This window comes from Methylomonas sp. LL1, assembly GCF_015711015.1.
In the GTDB taxonomy this organism is placed as follows: Bacteria; Pseudomonadota; Gammaproteobacteria; order Methylococcales; family Methylomonadaceae; genus Methylomonas.
This window is the reverse complement of record NZ_CP064653.1, coordinates 2,127,036-2,140,258: the sequence shown is the minus strand read 5'-3', so window position 1 is coordinate 2,140,258 and position 13,223 is coordinate 2,127,036. Positions and strand designations below refer to the sequence as shown.

The window sequence follows — 13,223 nt, the reverse complement described above, 5'->3', positions numbered from 1 at the left end:
AAATAATCCGTCACAATTGCGACATCTTATTTAACCCGAGCCAACCAGTAATCTGGTCTACGCCGATGATGAGCAAACGCGGTAACCAAGATGCGACCGGAAGCGCTTCGATAAAACACCGAATATGGAAAGCGCGACAGGCCAAGGCGGCGGATTCCTGATGGATGAACCAGCCGCCAAGTTTCCGGTTTTTGAATAATTAAGGTTATTGCTCTTTCGAAGTCGTCGATTAGCAACGCACCCAGTCGATTTTGTTGATCTTGATAAAACCGAATCGCTGCCAGATATTCAGCTTCCGCTTCGGGAACAAACTCGTAATTCACCGTAGCAATGCTCGGGCTTTCTCGGCAACCGCTGAACCGGGAACAGATTGCACTTTGCCTGCGTCGTATTCAGCCACTCGACGCGCCGATTCTTCGCCCCAAAACTGCTCGAATTCCGACTCGGAAACTTCTTCGAGGCTCAATAACAGACGTTGTGCCAAAGCAGCCCGGTCTTGAAGTGGTAAGGAAAATATTTCGGCTTCCAGTTGAGCGAGATTCATGTCGGCGATACTCCTGTTGCGTAAAACATTGCGTCAAGCGAGAATTGGCTTGACGTCGATAGTATACGTCCAACCGCATATTCGTCGCGATAGCGACACCAAATTGTTAAAGAGCAGATGAAGTTTAGATTCTCCTCACCCTAGCCAGCCCTCTCGGCAACTGTTCCAGACGTTGCACTACCTCTGTCCATAGACCACCCTTTAGTGGTGGCATCCATGCAGTCGTTCAGCAGGAGAGGGGATTAATCTTCTGGATAACCAATATCCATTGGTTTATATCAAACGGCTTTAGCCAAATAAAACCAAACTAGGCATGCCCCCCACAAACCTTCCCCAAATCAAACCCCGGCGGTTGCTGAGGTTGTAAAGCCAGTATGCGGGCAAACTCCTGTCCGTATTCCCCCCAATCCTGTATGCCGGTGATCACGCCCAAATATTCGCCGCGCCGTAAAAACACCAACGATGGCCAGCTGGTGAAGCGAAAGCGGGCCTGTAGTTCGCGTTCGATGGTCTGGGCGATTACGGCACCCTGCAGCCGGTCGGCAAACACCTTCAACAATTCCGGTAATATCACCGCCACGTCGTGGCTTTCCGGAAACATCAGCGGGTCGTTGCGGAAAAACAGCACCACATTGTCATGACGGTGCACGAACATCTCGTAATTGTCGGCGTCCAGCAGCGGCAGGCCGTGCAGGGTTTGTGGCTGGTTCAGAATGACTGTGCTCATGATCTTAAAAACTCCGGTAGTTCGGGTTTACGATCGGCCAGATCGGCGAACAAATGGTCGAAGGCGGTTTCACCCTGCATTGCCAAGCGCATGGCTTCCAGGGCGTCGGCGATTTGCCGGGCTTTTTCGGCGTCGATGACTTCCCGCGCCGCGTCCAGAAAAACCAGCAGCCAGGTGCCGGCGGGTTGTTCGCCGACCAGCATCATGTCGATCAAGCTGGTTTGGCCCCGGTAAGCGCATAGAGCCGATTCGCCGCGCGGCTCGATGACTTGCATCGGTATGCCAATGCACATCAGTATTTGCCTCGATAATCCACATCGACCCGCAGGCTGGGCTGATCGGATGTTTGCGGCGGACGCGCTTCAAACAGGCCGGAGGCCAGGATGCGCTGGTCGCCGATGCGGCAGGCTTGAGCGGAGGAGGGACGCTCTCGTTCGTAACGCTGCATGTCCAGGGCAGGATCGGCCAAGTCGATAGCGGCGCCGGTAGCGGCGGGGACGATGCCGAAGTTTTGCAGATAGCTTAAAGCCATGTCTATCGCCGGTTGGATTTGTGCCTTGACGCTGGCCCGCAGGCTGCCGCCGTAATCGTCCAGTTCTTCCGGCTGCACGCCGATCAACAGCAGATGTTTTGGGTATTGGCCGAGCATTTGCGCGGTTGCCAATACCTCTTGAAAACCAGTTTGATGCAGACTGATTTTTTTGGCGCCAAGGAAATTGGGCACATCGTCGTTTTCGACCCGTTTGAGGGTGGCCGGCGGCAGGCCGTAATCGACCGCATCGAATACCACCAATACTTCGGCGGCCCGCACGTGTTCGACCAGATACATGCCCTGGGTACCGCCGTCCAGCACCGTTACGTTATCCGGGAAGCGGTAGTGTTTTTGCAGATGTTCGACGACACGTACGCCAAAGCCTTCGTCGGCCCAGAGGACGTTGCCGATGCCGAGCAATAGGATTTGAGGCGATGAAGTCATAAAATCATTGCAAGCGGAATCATATAGGATGTGCCGACGTTAGGAGGCGCACTTGTGCCCTAGAGGGTATCGTCAAAAATGCAACGTTTAATGCGCATCGTCTACCGGCTTGTCGTCTTTAAAGGTGCGCCAGCCGTTGGCGATGGTCGACAACATGCTTTGACCGGACAACTTATCCTCGCGCACCGCTACATAGATATGGATCAGCACGAAACAGACGATGGCCCACATCACCAGATGATGCCAGCTGTGCACGCTTTGGCTGTCGCCGAACAGCGGCAGCAGCCAACTGCTGAACAAAACCCATTGCCAACTGCCTTGGCCGGTGCCTTCGCCGTACAGGGCAAAGCCGGTGAGGATCATGAACAGCGTGCCCCACACCAACACGAAATGCATCGCCAATATCGCCAGCGGGTTGTGGCCGATGTAATGCCGCGGTGCCTTGGCCAGAAAGGCGTACCAGAGGATTTCCTGACGCACGCCGTCCCAGAAATGCGCGCTCAGCAGCGGCGGCAGAAAGATTTGCCGAGCATGCTCGTTACCGGCATAGGCCCAATACAAGCGCCCCAGCAAGCCTATCGCCAGCAGATAGCCGGCGGCGAAATGGGCGAAACGGATATAGCCCATCAAAAAATGTTCGGAGGCCTCGCCGGCCGGCGAGGCTAAGGGATCGGCGATCAAATAGCCGGTCACGGCCAGCACGGTGATTGCCAGCGCATTGACGCCGTGCCAGAGCCGAACCGGCAGTTCGTAAACGTAAACCGGAGCAAGCGGCGCGCTCATTTTGCGCTCCGATCCGGCGCTTTGGCGCGCAGCCAAAGGCTACGCAGCAGTGCGGCCGCCGCAATCGATAAACCGGCTGTAAACAGATACGGCAACCAGGCCGAGTAAGCGGTCAGCATATGTTCCAGGCTGTGCGTCAAGGCATCGATGCCGGGATGGCTGTGGGCTTCGGCTTTGCCGAAAGATAATAACAAGGTGGCTATTGTTAAATATTTGTACATGTTGTTCTCCTAAGAAGCAGGGCGAATGAATTCGCCCCTACATTCGATTACCAGAACCGTAAGGTACGCAATGCGCCCTACATTGGTTTATCTCACTTTAACGGTAGTCAATTCCGTACCGTCCGGACTCATCACATGGGTCGAGCAGGCCAGACAAGGGTCGAAACTGTGCAGTGTGCGCAAAATTTCCACCGGTTCCTCGGGACGCTCGACTTTGGTGTTCATCAAGGCTGCTTCGAAGGCGCCGATGTTGCCTTGCTCGTCGCGCGGCGAACCGTTCCAGGTGGTCGGCACCACGCATTGGTAATTGGCGATTTTGGTATCTTCTATTTTCAGCCAATGACCCAGCGCGCCGCGCGGGGCTTCGGTAAAACCGACGCCCTTGACGCTGCTCGGCCAGGTGTCCGGATCCCAACGTTCGACGTTGGCGGTAGCCAGGTCGCCGGCCTTGATGTTGGCGATCATCTTGTCCATGAAATAGCGCATCTTGCCGGCAGCCCATTGCGCTTCCAGGCCGCGGGCTGCGGTTCTGCCCAAGGTTGAGAACAGTGCGCTGACCGGTACGTCCAGGGTTTTCAACACGAAGTTGATTTGCTCGGTGATTTCCTTGTTGCCTTGCGCATAGCCGACCACATAACGCGCCAGCGGCCCGACTTCCATGGCATGGCCGCGCCAGCGCGGGGCTTTGATCCAGGAATATTTGGCGCCTTCGTCCAGTTCCTGAATATGGGTGCGGTCGCCCTTGGTGTTGGGGCCGATTTTGTAATTGGGTTCGGTAATGCCGTCCCAGGGGTGCAGACCGATTGCCTCATCCGGGTACTTGTACCAGGAGTGCGGCACGAATTCCTTGATCTGTTCGGGATCGGTCAAGTCCACTTCGTGCACCTTGCTTAAATCGCCGTTGATGATGGCACCGCGCGGCATCAGCAGGTTAGCCGCCGAATAGTCGTTGGCATTGTCCGGAATGTCGCCATAAGCCAACAAACTTTGCCCCGAGATGCCGCCGCCGTAAAGCCAGCCTTTGTAGAATTGGGCGATGGCCAGTAAATCCGGGATATAAACTTGGTCGATAAAGTCTATAGTGCGGTCGATTAGCGACGACACCAGATTCAGTCGCTCCATGTTGATGGCGCCGTTGGCGCCAACCCCGTCAATGTTTATCGCGCAAGGCACGCCGCCGACCAGCCAGTTCGGGTGCGGGTCCTTGCCGCCGAAAATGGTGCGGATTTTCATGATGTCTTTTTGAAAATCCAGCGCTTCCAGATAATGCGTGACCGCCATCAAATCCGCTTCCGGAGGTAACAGATAGGCCGGATTGGTCCAGTAACCGTTCTTGAACGGGCCCAATTGACCGGATTCGACGAATTTTTTCAGCCGGTTTTGGGTATCGCGGAAATAGCCGGGCGAGGATTTGGGATTGTGCGGAGAAATCGATTGCTGCAAGGCCGAGGTAGCGGCCGGATCGGCCTTCAAGGCGTTGACCGGATTCACCCAATCCAGTGCATGCAGATGATAGAAATGCACCAGATGATCCTGCACCTGCAGGCTGAGCTGCATCAGGTTGCGGATCGAATTGGCGTTTTCCGGAATCTTGATCTTTAGTGCATCTTCAACCGCCCGCACCGAAGTCAGGGCGTGGGTGCCGGTGCAGACGCCGCAGATACGTTGCACGAAAGCCCAGGCATCGCGCGGGTCGCGGCCTTTCAGGATCACTTCCAGTCCGCGCCACATGGTGCCGCTGGAGATGGCGTTGCGGATGATGTTGTCTTCGTCGATGTTGACTTCACAACGCATGTGGCCTTCGATGCGGGTGACCGGGTCGACCACCACGCGGCGGCCGGCATCGTTCAAATGAAAACCGTTGGGGGTGTTTCGGACTGTCATTATTGTTCTGCTCCTGGATGTTTGTCACCGGATTGTTTGGCGCGATTCAAGGCCGTCAAACCGGCATGCGCGGCGATGCTGGCGCCCACCACGGCGGCAGCGGTACCTCCGACCACGTCGGCGTTGGCTTCGATGCCGAATTGATTGATGTCGGTGAGGCGCTCGTAAAAGCTGCCTTTATCCCAGAAACCGTCTTCCGAGCAGCCGATACAGCCGTGGCCAGCCTGAATCGGAAACGAGGTGCCTTCGTTCCAGCGCACCGTAGAACAAGCGTTGTAAGTGGTCGGCCCCTTGCAGCCCATTTTGTAAAGACAATGGCCTTGGCGGGCGGCTTCGTCGTCCCAGTGCTCGACGAACTGGCCGGCGTCGAAATGCGGCCGCCGATAGCATTTGTCGTGGATGCGCTGGCTGTAGAACATCTGCGGCCGGCCTTGTTTATCCAGGGTAGGCAGTTTGTCGAAGGTCAATAAGTAAGCCACCACGGCGGTCATCACTTCGGCGATCGGCGGGCAACCGGGCACTTTAATGATGGGTTTGTCGGCCAGACCGGGTACTTTATGCACCGGCGTGGCGCGGGTCGGATTGGGCTTGGCAGCCTGCACGCAACCCCAGGAGGCGCAGGAACCCCAGGAAATGATGGCCTTGCAGCTTTCGGCGGCATACTTGAGTTGTTCGACGAAAGGCTTGCCGCCGATGATGCAATACATGCCGTCTTCGGCTAGCGGCGGGTTGCCTTCCACGGCCAAAATGTAATTGCCTTTGTATTTTTCGACGATCTCGTCGACGATGGCTTCGGCATTGTGGCCGGCGGCGGCCATGATGGTGTCGTCGTAATCCAGCGACAGCATCGACAAAATCACGTCTTTAGCCAGCGGGTGGCCGGAGCGGATGAACGATTCCGAGCAACAGGTGCATTCCAGGCCATGTAGCCACAGCACCGGGATGCGTGGTTTGGTTTCCATGGCATGGGCGATCTTGGGCGCAAAGGCCGGACTCAGGCCGAGCGAGGCGGCCGTCAAGCTGCAAAACTTTAGAAAACTGCGGCGGGTGATGCCTTGCCGGCGCATCACATCGTAAAAGGTTTCGGTCATGAAATCTCCTGGCGTTGGCGTTTGCGACCTGTGAAGCGACGAGCCGGAATCGACTGCCGTGGCTTTTCGGTACGGCGCTGCCGATACTCGAACACCGAATAGGGCGCGCTATATTATTATTCGGCCCAGGGTTATGGCGGAGCCGTCATGGGTCGGTTGTTAATAGCGCAACATTTATGCCTGGATTGTTGCGTGCATTAAAACCTTGTAATTTGTGGTAAAAATGAATTGGCACGCCGAAAGCCATTGTCATGGCTATAACAATTGTGACAAAAGTATGTACGGATTGATGTAAAAGCTACAGGATTGCATTTTGTTGGAGAACCGGCTTAAAGGCATGTCTAGCCCGCGTCCAAGAGCTAGAGGTTTACTCAATCGCACTGCGTTAGGGCGGCGCAATAGCAATGATTATCGGGCAGAGGTTCGGCAGAGTGAGGTTGCTCTGAAAGTAAATAATTGGGAGGATACTGTAACTTGTTGGACAGGCGTTGGCGGCAGGGATGCCTCCGTCGAGCCTATACTGAAGTATTCACGGTGTTCTGTCCGGCAAGCAACAGTACCCAGGGTATTCTGGGCGATGCATAGACTTCATGAGCGTTAGATTGACCATTTTTCACCACTGAAGCACGGAGGTTTTATGCTCCGTATCTCCGTGGTTGAGTAGTGATTGCGGGCCGAATTCCAACAACCAGATTAGCCGATTGCCTTGAAGCCAATGTCGGTGCGGTAATAAACGTCCTGCCAATCGATGGGTTTACAAAGCTGATAGGCTTTTTGTTGGGCTTCGGCTATCGTTTCGCCTAGCGCGCAAGCGCATAACACCCGGCCGCCGGCGGTGACGATGTGGCCATCTTGTTGGCGGGTGCCGGCATGAAAGATTTTGCCGTCTTCGCTGTCGCCGCTTGGTAAGCCGCTGATAACGTGGCCCTTGGCGTATTCGTCCGGATAGCCGCCGGCCGCCATCACCACGCCCAAGGCGGGTCGTTCGTCCCATTCGGTGCCGATCTGGTCCAGGGTTTTATTTAAAGCCGCTTGGCATAGTTCTACCAGATCGCTTTTCAAGCGCATCATGATAGGCTGGGTTTCCGGGTCGCCGAAGCGGCAGTTGTATTCCAGAACTTTGATGCTGCCGTTTTTGCCTATCATCAAACCGGCGTACAGGAAACCGGTGTATTCGTTGCCGTCATCGCGCATGCCTTTCAGGGTTGGATAGATGACTTCGTCCATCACCCGTTGATGAATTTCCGGCGTGACGATGGGGGCAGGGGAGTACGCACCCATGCCGCCGGTGTTGGGTCCTTGGTCGCCGTTGTCGCGGGCCTTGTGATCCTGCGAAGTGGCCATCGGCAAGGCGTGCAGACCGTCGGCGATGACGATGAAGCTGGCTTCCTCGCCGGCCAGAAATTCTTCGATCACGACGCGATGGCCGGCTTCGCCGAAGCTGTTGCCGGACAGCATGTCTTGCACGGCGTCTATCGCTTGTTGTTCGGTTTGGGCCACGATCACGCCTTTACCGGCCGCCAGACCGTCGGCTTTGACCACGATGGGCGCGCCCTTGCGTTGGATATAGGCAATCGCCTGTTCGGTATCGGTAAAAGTTTCATAATCGGCGGTGGGAATGCTGTGGCGGGCCATGAAATCCTTGCAGAACGATTTCGAGCCTTCCAGTTGCGCGGCTTGCGCGGTCGGTCCGAAGCAAGCCAGGCCGGCAGCGCTAAACGCATCGACGATGCCTTTGACCAGCGGTACTTCAGGGCCGATGATGGTCAAGGCGATGTCGCGGGCCTGGGCGAAATTCAACAGGCCGTCGATGTCTTCAACCTGGATGGCGACGTTTTCGATGTCCGCTTCCAGCGCGGTGCCGGCATTGCCGGGGGCGACGAATACCTGGGTGACTTTCGGGGATTGTTTGGCCTTCCAGGCCAGTGCGTGCTCACGGCCGCCGCTGCCGACGATCAGAATTCTCATATTGGGACAGAACCTTATGTGGATGAATGGGCTAAAGTTTTCCGGCAAATTTTAACGGCATTTGGCTGCTCGGGTTGGATTTTGTGCATCGCTCGTGGTAGCGTGCGGTTTCGGAAGATGGCCGTTGGTGCGGCAAATCCCTTGAAACAAGAAATCAGCAATTTACAAACACAAGGAGCAGCGCAATGACAGACTGTCTGTTTTGCAAAATGGTAAGCGGCGAGATCAAGCCGGATGTGGTTTTTGAAGACGACCAAGTGTTGGCCTTTCGGGATATTCACCCGCAGGCGCCGATGCATGTGTTGATCGTACCCAAGCGGCATGTGGCTAATTTGAACGGGCTGGACGATGCCTTGCTGGGCGGGCAATTGCTGCAAACCGCCGCCAAAATCGCCGAGCAACAAGGTTATGCCGAAAGCGGTTACCGCACTGTGTTTAATTGCAACGACGATGGCGGGCAGACCGTGCATCATCTGCATTTACATGTGCTGGGCGGCAGACGCATGACTTGGCCGCCGGGCTGATCTCGGCAGCGTTTCACGCTAGGTTTAATAGTGACCGCATGAGACAGACGCCAAAGGCGTTCCAGATGCTTGCAATATCGTTTTCCCCTGTTCCCGCGCATCGCAACACTCGGCGATTAAGGCTAAATTCAGCGATAAATCCGGTAGCCGTGCCGGACGGGGTTCTCCGTCCAGATTAGAGAAAACACCGATTAGTTACGGTTGGCAGGTGGCATTTTCTCGCGGAGCTTCAGAAAACGCTGATAACGGCTGAACGGAATCGAGCCGTTTTCAGCAGCCTCGCGCACGGCGCAGTCCTTGTCGTTGAGATGGCGGCAGTCGTTAAATCGGCATTTGCCTATAAAGGGATGAAACTCGCGGTAGCCCCAGGCCAGTTGCGCTTCCGATAAACCCGCCAAACCGAAAATCGCCACGCCGGGGCTGTCGATCAAATCGCCGCCGCCGGGTAAATGATAGAGTGTGGCGGCGGTGGTGGTATGGCGGCCGTGGCGGGTGGTTTCGGAGACGCTGTTGATTTTAAGGGTTTTGTCCGGCAGCAGCGTATTGGTCAACGAGGATTTTCCTACCCCGGATTGGCCGGCAAACATACTGGTCTGTCCGCGCAAGTCCTGTTTTATATCGTCGATACCGAGTCGCTGGTTCGCGCTGACTCTATATAAGCGATAATTCAAAGCTTGGTAGTTTTTCAACTCCAGTTCGACCGATTCGCGGTGGGGCAGATCGATCTTGTTGAACACCAGTGCGGCATCGATATTGCAGTTTTCGCAGATGGCCAGATACTGATCCAGCAATAGGAAATCGCAATCCGGCTCGGCGGCGAACACCACGAAAATCGTATCGAGATTGGCCGCCACCGGCCTGATTTGTTCGCCTCGGCTGGGGCGTTGCAGCACGGAACGCCGGGGTAACAATTGTTCGATGCGTCCTTGATCGGGCGAGGGCTGCGAAATCATCACCCTGTCGCCGACTACTACCGTATCCAGTTTTCGCAGGGTCTGGCAGAGTATGATCTGGTCGCCCAGTTCGACGGCGATACCCTTGCCGAGATGGGCGATAACCAATCCTTCGCTGAGCGATGCCATCAGGCGGACTGCATTTTTTCTTCGATATGCGCGATGCGAATCGCCGCTGGCGGATGGCTGTAATGAAACGCGGAATAAAGCGGATCGGGAGTCAGGGTGCTGGCGTTTTCCTCGTAAAGTTTGACCAAACCGCTGATCATTTTGCTGCCTTGGGCGTGGCGGGTGGCGAATTCGTCGGCTTCGAATTCGAATTTGCGCTGGAAATAAGCGCTGATCGGATGCATGAAGGTGGTAAACACCGGCGACACCAGCATGAACAACAATAAGGCTGCCGCGTTGGAGTGGGTGCTGACACCAAGGCCGTCGAAAAACCAGTCTTGCGTGATCAACCAGCCTAAAACCGCGAAGCTGATCAAGGTCATCACGGAAGAGGCGATCAGCATCTTGATCACATGCTTGCATTTGAAATGGCCCAGTTCGTGCGCCAGTACCGCTTCCAGTTCCTCTTCATCCAGCGAGTTGACCAAAGTGTCGAAAAACACGATGCGTTTGTTGTTACCCAGGCCGGTGAAATAGGCGTTGCCGTGACCGGAACGGCGCGAACCGTCCATGATGAAGATTCCCTGGCTATTGAAGCCGCAGCGTTCCAGCAAGCTTTTAATCCGGTCTTTCAGGCTGCCGTCCTGCATTGGGGTAAATTTGTTAAAGAGTGGGGCGATCACGGTGGGAAACAACCAACTCATCAACAACGAAAAGCCCATGATGATGGCCCAGGCATACAGCCACCAGAGGCCGCCTATGCTGTCCATTACCCATAGAATGAGGGCTAAAATCGGCAGGCCGATGGCTAGCGTCAGGCTGAGCGAGATTAACTGGTCCTTGGCAAATTGCGGCAGGGTGTTCTTGTTGAAACCGTATTTGTCTTCGATGACAAAGGTTTGGTAGAGGCTGAATGGAATCTCGATGATTGTCATCAGCAGAAAAATGCTGGCTACCGCAAAAATATCGGCCACCATCGCGGATAATTCGAAAGTTGACCAAAAATCGAAAACCAGGCTAATGCCGCCACCCAGCGTGATCAACAGCAAAAACAGCATGCCGAAGCCACTGTCGATGTCGCCGAGTTTGCTTTTTTCGATGGTGTAATCGGCGGCTTTTTGGTGGGCGGATAACGGTACTCTATCCTTGAAGGCTTGTGGCACTTGCTCGCGATGTCCGGCCACGTAGGATTTTTGCCGGGCGGATAGCCAGAATTGAATGCCGTACGAAAGAATTAACGCGAATAAAAAAATGACTGTAAAGGTGTTCATTGATGCGGGAAGGTGGGGGGTTAACAATTAGCGGTACAGGGTAGCTAATGCTACAATTTGCCGCAACATTAATAATCACGGAATTAAAAATGGCTCAGGACGCTGACAATCTTATTTGGATCGATCTGGAAATGACCGGACTCGATCCGGACAAGGATTTGATTATCGAAATTGCCACGGTCGTCACCGATAAAAACCTGAATATCCTGGCGGAGGGGCCGGTGTTGGCCGTGCATCAATCGGACGCGGTTTTGGCGGCGATGGATGACTGGAATCAGAAACACCATGGTGAATCCGGTTTGATCCAGCGTGTGAAGGATTCAAGCATTAACGAAGCCGGTGCCGAAACACTAACCTTGGAGTTTTTGCGGCAATGGCTGCCTGCCAATGCGTCACCGATTTGCGGCAACAGTATTTGTCAGGATAGGCGTTTTCTATATCGACACATGCCAAACTTGGAAGCGTTTTTTCATTACCGCAACCTGGATGTGTCCACTGTCAAGGAATTGGCCAGCCGCTGGGCGCCACAAATCAAGGACGGTTTCAGTAAAAAAGCCTCGCATAAGGCCCTGGACGATATTTTGGAATCCATCGGCGAGCTGAAATATTATCGAGAGCATTTTTTCAAATTTTAAAATTAGCGGTATTGAACTCGGCTAGCCGGAATCTTTAATCCAACAGGGTTGCGGCGGAGTTCGATATACCGTTCAAGTTACATGATGCAAACAATCAGCGCGTCATTCTGTTCATAATCTCTTACTTCAGGTAACACATACTCATGTTAGACCCCCGTTTATTCAGAAGTGAACTGGAATTGGTTCAACAGCAACTCAAAAGACGTGGTATTGAATTCGATGCCGACAGCTATATGGCACTGGAAAGCCGCCGTAAGGATATTCAAGTTAGAACTCAGGATTTGCAAAACGAGCGCAATACCCGCTCAAAAGCGATTGGTCAGGCCAAAGCCAAGGGCGAAGATATTCAGCCTCTGCTGGATCAAGTGCAGGATTTAGGCGATCAATTGAAAGCCGCAGAAACCGAGTTGGCCGAGATTCAGTCGGAATTGAATGCGATCATGGAAGGGGTGCCGAATATTTTGGACGAATCGGTGCCGGCCGGTAAAAGCGAAGCGGATAATGTCGAAATCGGTCGCTGGGGTGAATTGCCGGAATTTGATTTTACCCCAAAAGATCATGTGGATTTGGGCGAACCCTTGGGTATGAATTTTGAATTGGGCGCAAAAATCGCCGGAGCACGCTTCGTGGTGTTGGCTGGTAAGTTGGCTACCCTGCAACGGGCTATCATTCAGTTGATGCTGGATACTCATATTAATGAGCACGGTTATCAGGAAACCTATGTGCCGTTCATGGCCAACGCGGAAAGCTTGCGAGGGACCGGGCAACTGCCTAAGTTCGAAGCGGATTTGTTTACGGTTAAAAACGATCCGACTTTTTATCTGATTCCGACCGCCGAAGTGCCGGTTACCAACATAGTTCGCGATGTGATCGTCGATGCCAAGCAAATGCCGTTGAAATACGTCTGTCATTCACCTTGTTTCCGCAGCGAGGCGGGGGCTTATGGTAGCGACGTGCGTGGCATGATTCGTCAGCATCAATTTGAAAAAGTCGAACTGGTTCAAATCGTTACGCCCGAACTATCGGCGCAAGCGCATGAAGAGTTAACGGGGCATGCGGAAGCGATTCTGAAAAAGCTGAATCTGCCGTATCGAAAAGTGTTGTTGTGCGCGGGCGATACCGGCTTTTCATCATCAAAAACCTATGATCTGGAAGTCTGGTTGCCGGGGCAGCAGAAATACCGGGAGATTTCGTCGTGCAGTAATTTCAAGGACTTTCAGGCTCGCCGGTTGCAGGCGCGTTGGCGTAGTCCCGAAACGGGTAAGCCTGAGTTGGTTCATACCTTAAACGGCTCCGGTCTGGCCGCGGGCAGAACCTTGATTGCAATTATGGAAAACTACCAGAACGAAGACGGCTCGATCACGGTGCCGGTGGCGTTGCGTCAATACATGGGCGGCGTGGAATGCATCCGATAGGATAAATAAATCTAACTGGATGATGTTAATCCGGTTTTGGATCGAAACTATAATGCAGTATCATCCTTATCGATTGGATAAGCCTTGTGCAAATCAAATGGTTTGTCGGTTTATTGGCAATCG

The 13,223-nt window shown here is 54.1% G+C and carries 15 protein-coding genes; 3 read left to right on the top strand and 12 right to left on the bottom strand.

The features are described 5' to 3' along the window. Positions 1-26: 26 nt before the first annotated feature. From IVG45_RS22990 to purD, 10 genes are all read right to left on the bottom strand, one after another. Positions 27-323: a type II toxin-antitoxin system RelE/ParE family toxin gene (locus IVG45_RS22990; protein ID WP_196437661.1), complete on the bottom strand. Its 297-nt coding sequence runs from the start codon at positions 321-323 to the stop codon at positions 27-29. Next, positions 320-544, bottom strand: a complete 225-nt coding sequence (locus IVG45_RS09965; RefSeq protein ID WP_196437660.1) for an addiction module protein — start codon at positions 542-544, stop codon at positions 320-322. The genes IVG45_RS22990 and IVG45_RS09965 overlap by 4 nt, the downstream gene beginning before the upstream one ends. A 307-nt stretch (positions 545-851) precedes the next feature. Beyond that, positions 852-1,271: a hydrogenase gene (locus tag IVG45_RS09960; protein WP_196437659.1), complete on the bottom strand. Its 420-nt coding sequence runs from the start codon at positions 1,269-1,271 to the stop codon at positions 852-854. Next, entirely contained in the window at positions 1,268-1,564 is a 297-nt protein-coding gene (locus IVG45_RS09955; RefSeq protein ID WP_196437658.1) for a HypC/HybG/HupF family hydrogenase formation chaperone, read from the bottom strand. Before IVG45_RS09955 ends, IVG45_RS09960 begins: the two co-directional genes overlap by 4 nt. Then, positions 1,564-2,247, bottom strand: coding sequence for a HyaD/HybD family hydrogenase maturation endopeptidase (locus IVG45_RS09950; RefSeq protein ID WP_196437657.1), 684 nt, complete (start codon positions 2,245-2,247; stop codon positions 1,564-1,566). The genes IVG45_RS09955 and IVG45_RS09950 overlap by 1 nt, the downstream gene beginning before the upstream one ends. Before the next feature lie 87 nt (positions 2,248-2,334). Next, positions 2,335-3,030 (bottom strand): Ni/Fe-hydrogenase, b-type cytochrome subunit, encoded by a 696-nt coding sequence (cybH, locus tag IVG45_RS09945; protein WP_196437656.1) that lies wholly within the window; start codon positions 3,028-3,030, stop codon positions 2,335-2,337. Continuing rightward, positions 3,027-3,251 carry a hypothetical protein gene (locus tag IVG45_RS09940; RefSeq protein ID WP_196437655.1) on the bottom strand — a complete coding sequence of 75 codons (225 nt, stop codon included), beginning with the start codon at positions 3,249-3,251 and terminating at the stop codon, positions 3,027-3,029. The genes cybH and IVG45_RS09940 overlap by 4 nt, the downstream gene beginning before the upstream one ends. A gap of 87 nt (positions 3,252-3,338) precedes the next feature. Then, the gene (locus IVG45_RS09935; RefSeq protein ID WP_196437654.1) at positions 3,339-5,135 is read right to left on the bottom strand and encodes a nickel-dependent hydrogenase large subunit; all 1,797 of its coding nucleotides are present in this window, start codon (positions 5,133-5,135) and stop codon (positions 3,339-3,341) included. Then, complete coding sequence (locus IVG45_RS09930) at positions 5,135-6,226, bottom strand: hydrogenase small subunit (protein WP_196437653.1); 1,092 nt, start codon at positions 6,224-6,226, stop codon at positions 5,135-5,137. Before IVG45_RS09930 ends, IVG45_RS09935 begins: the two co-directional genes overlap by 1 nt. 693 nt (positions 6,227-6,919) lie before the next feature. Continuing rightward, positions 6,920-8,194 carry a phosphoribosylamine--glycine ligase gene (gene purD / locus IVG45_RS09925; RefSeq protein WP_196437652.1) on the bottom strand — a complete coding sequence of 425 codons (1,275 nt, stop codon included), beginning with the start codon at positions 8,192-8,194 and terminating at the stop codon, positions 6,920-6,922. 185 nt (positions 8,195-8,379) lie between these two features. Between purD and IVG45_RS09920 the strand changes: the two genes are divergently transcribed. Continuing rightward, positions 8,380-8,718, top strand: a complete 339-nt coding sequence (locus tag IVG45_RS09920) for a histidine triad nucleotide-binding protein (RefSeq protein ID WP_196437651.1) — start codon at positions 8,380-8,382, stop codon at positions 8,716-8,718. A gap of 191 nt (positions 8,719-8,909) precedes the next feature. Here the strand turns inward: IVG45_RS09920 and rsgA are convergent, their stop codons facing one another. Then, positions 8,910-9,800 carry a ribosome small subunit-dependent GTPase A gene (gene rsgA, locus IVG45_RS09915; RefSeq protein ID WP_196437650.1) on the bottom strand — a complete coding sequence of 297 codons (891 nt, stop codon included), beginning with the start codon at positions 9,798-9,800 and terminating at the stop codon, positions 8,910-8,912. Further along, a complete protein-coding gene (locus IVG45_RS09910; RefSeq protein WP_196437649.1) occupies positions 9,800-11,050 on the bottom strand; it encodes a M48 family metallopeptidase in 1,251 nt (416 codons plus the stop codon). The genes rsgA and IVG45_RS09910 overlap by 1 nt, the downstream gene beginning before the upstream one ends. Before the next feature lie 89 nt (positions 11,051-11,139). Between IVG45_RS09910 and orn the strand changes: the two genes are divergently transcribed. Beyond that, entirely contained in the window at positions 11,140-11,685 is a 546-nt protein-coding gene (orn, locus tag IVG45_RS09905; protein ID WP_196437648.1) for an oligoribonuclease, read from the top strand. A gap of 143 nt (positions 11,686-11,828) precedes the next feature. After that, positions 11,829-13,100 (top strand): serine--tRNA ligase, encoded by a 1,272-nt coding sequence (gene serS / locus IVG45_RS09900; RefSeq protein ID WP_196437647.1) that lies wholly within the window; start codon positions 11,829-11,831, stop codon positions 13,098-13,100. Positions 13,101-13,223 lie beyond the last annotated feature (123 nt).

What these genes read in the sequence shown, in the direction of transcription:
- orn (WP_196437648.1), top strand. Translation starts at nt 11,140, where the DNA reads ATGGCTCAGGACGCTGACAATCTTATTTGGATCGATCTGGAAATGACC.
- IVG45_RS09940 (WP_196437655.1), bottom strand. Translation starts at nt 3,251, where the DNA reads ATGTACAAATATTTAACAATAGCCACCTTGTTATTATCTTTCGGCAAA.
- purD (WP_196437652.1), bottom strand. Translation starts at nt 8,194, where the DNA reads ATGAGAATTCTGATCGTCGGCAGCGGCGGCCGTGAGCACGCACTGGCC.
- IVG45_RS09955 (WP_196437658.1), bottom strand. Translation starts at nt 1,564, where the DNA reads ATGTGCATTGGCATACCGATGCAAGTCATCGAGCCGCGCGGCGAATCG.
- IVG45_RS09920 (WP_196437651.1), top strand. Translation starts at nt 8,380, where the DNA reads ATGACAGACTGTCTGTTTTGCAAAATGGTAAGCGGCGAGATCAAGCCG.
- IVG45_RS09960 (WP_196437659.1), bottom strand. Translation starts at nt 1,271, where the DNA reads ATGAGCACAGTCATTCTGAACCAGCCACAAACCCTGCACGGCCTGCCG.
- IVG45_RS09935 (WP_196437654.1), bottom strand. Translation starts at nt 5,135, where the DNA reads ATGACAGTCCGAAACACCCCCAACGGTTTTCATTTGAACGATGCCGGC.
- IVG45_RS09910 (WP_196437649.1), bottom strand. Translation starts at nt 11,050, where the DNA reads ATGAACACCTTTACAGTCATTTTTTTATTCGCGTTAATTCTTTCGTAC.
- IVG45_RS09950 (WP_196437657.1), bottom strand. Translation starts at nt 2,247, where the DNA reads ATGACTTCATCGCCTCAAATCCTATTGCTCGGCATCGGCAACGTCCTC.
- IVG45_RS09965 (WP_196437660.1), bottom strand. Translation starts at nt 544, where the DNA reads ATGAATCTCGCTCAACTGGAAGCCGAAATATTTTCCTTACCACTTCAA.
- IVG45_RS09930 (WP_196437653.1), bottom strand. Translation starts at nt 6,226, where the DNA reads ATGACCGAAACCTTTTACGATGTGATGCGCCGGCAAGGCATCACCCGC.
- rsgA (WP_196437650.1), bottom strand. Translation starts at nt 9,800, where the DNA reads ATGGCATCGCTCAGCGAAGGATTGGTTATCGCCCATCTCGGCAAGGGT.
- cybH (WP_196437656.1), bottom strand. Translation starts at nt 3,030, where the DNA reads ATGAGCGCGCCGCTTGCTCCGGTTTACGTTTACGAACTGCCGGTTCGG.
- serS (WP_196437647.1), top strand. Translation starts at nt 11,829, where the DNA reads ATGTTAGACCCCCGTTTATTCAGAAGTGAACTGGAATTGGTTCAACAG.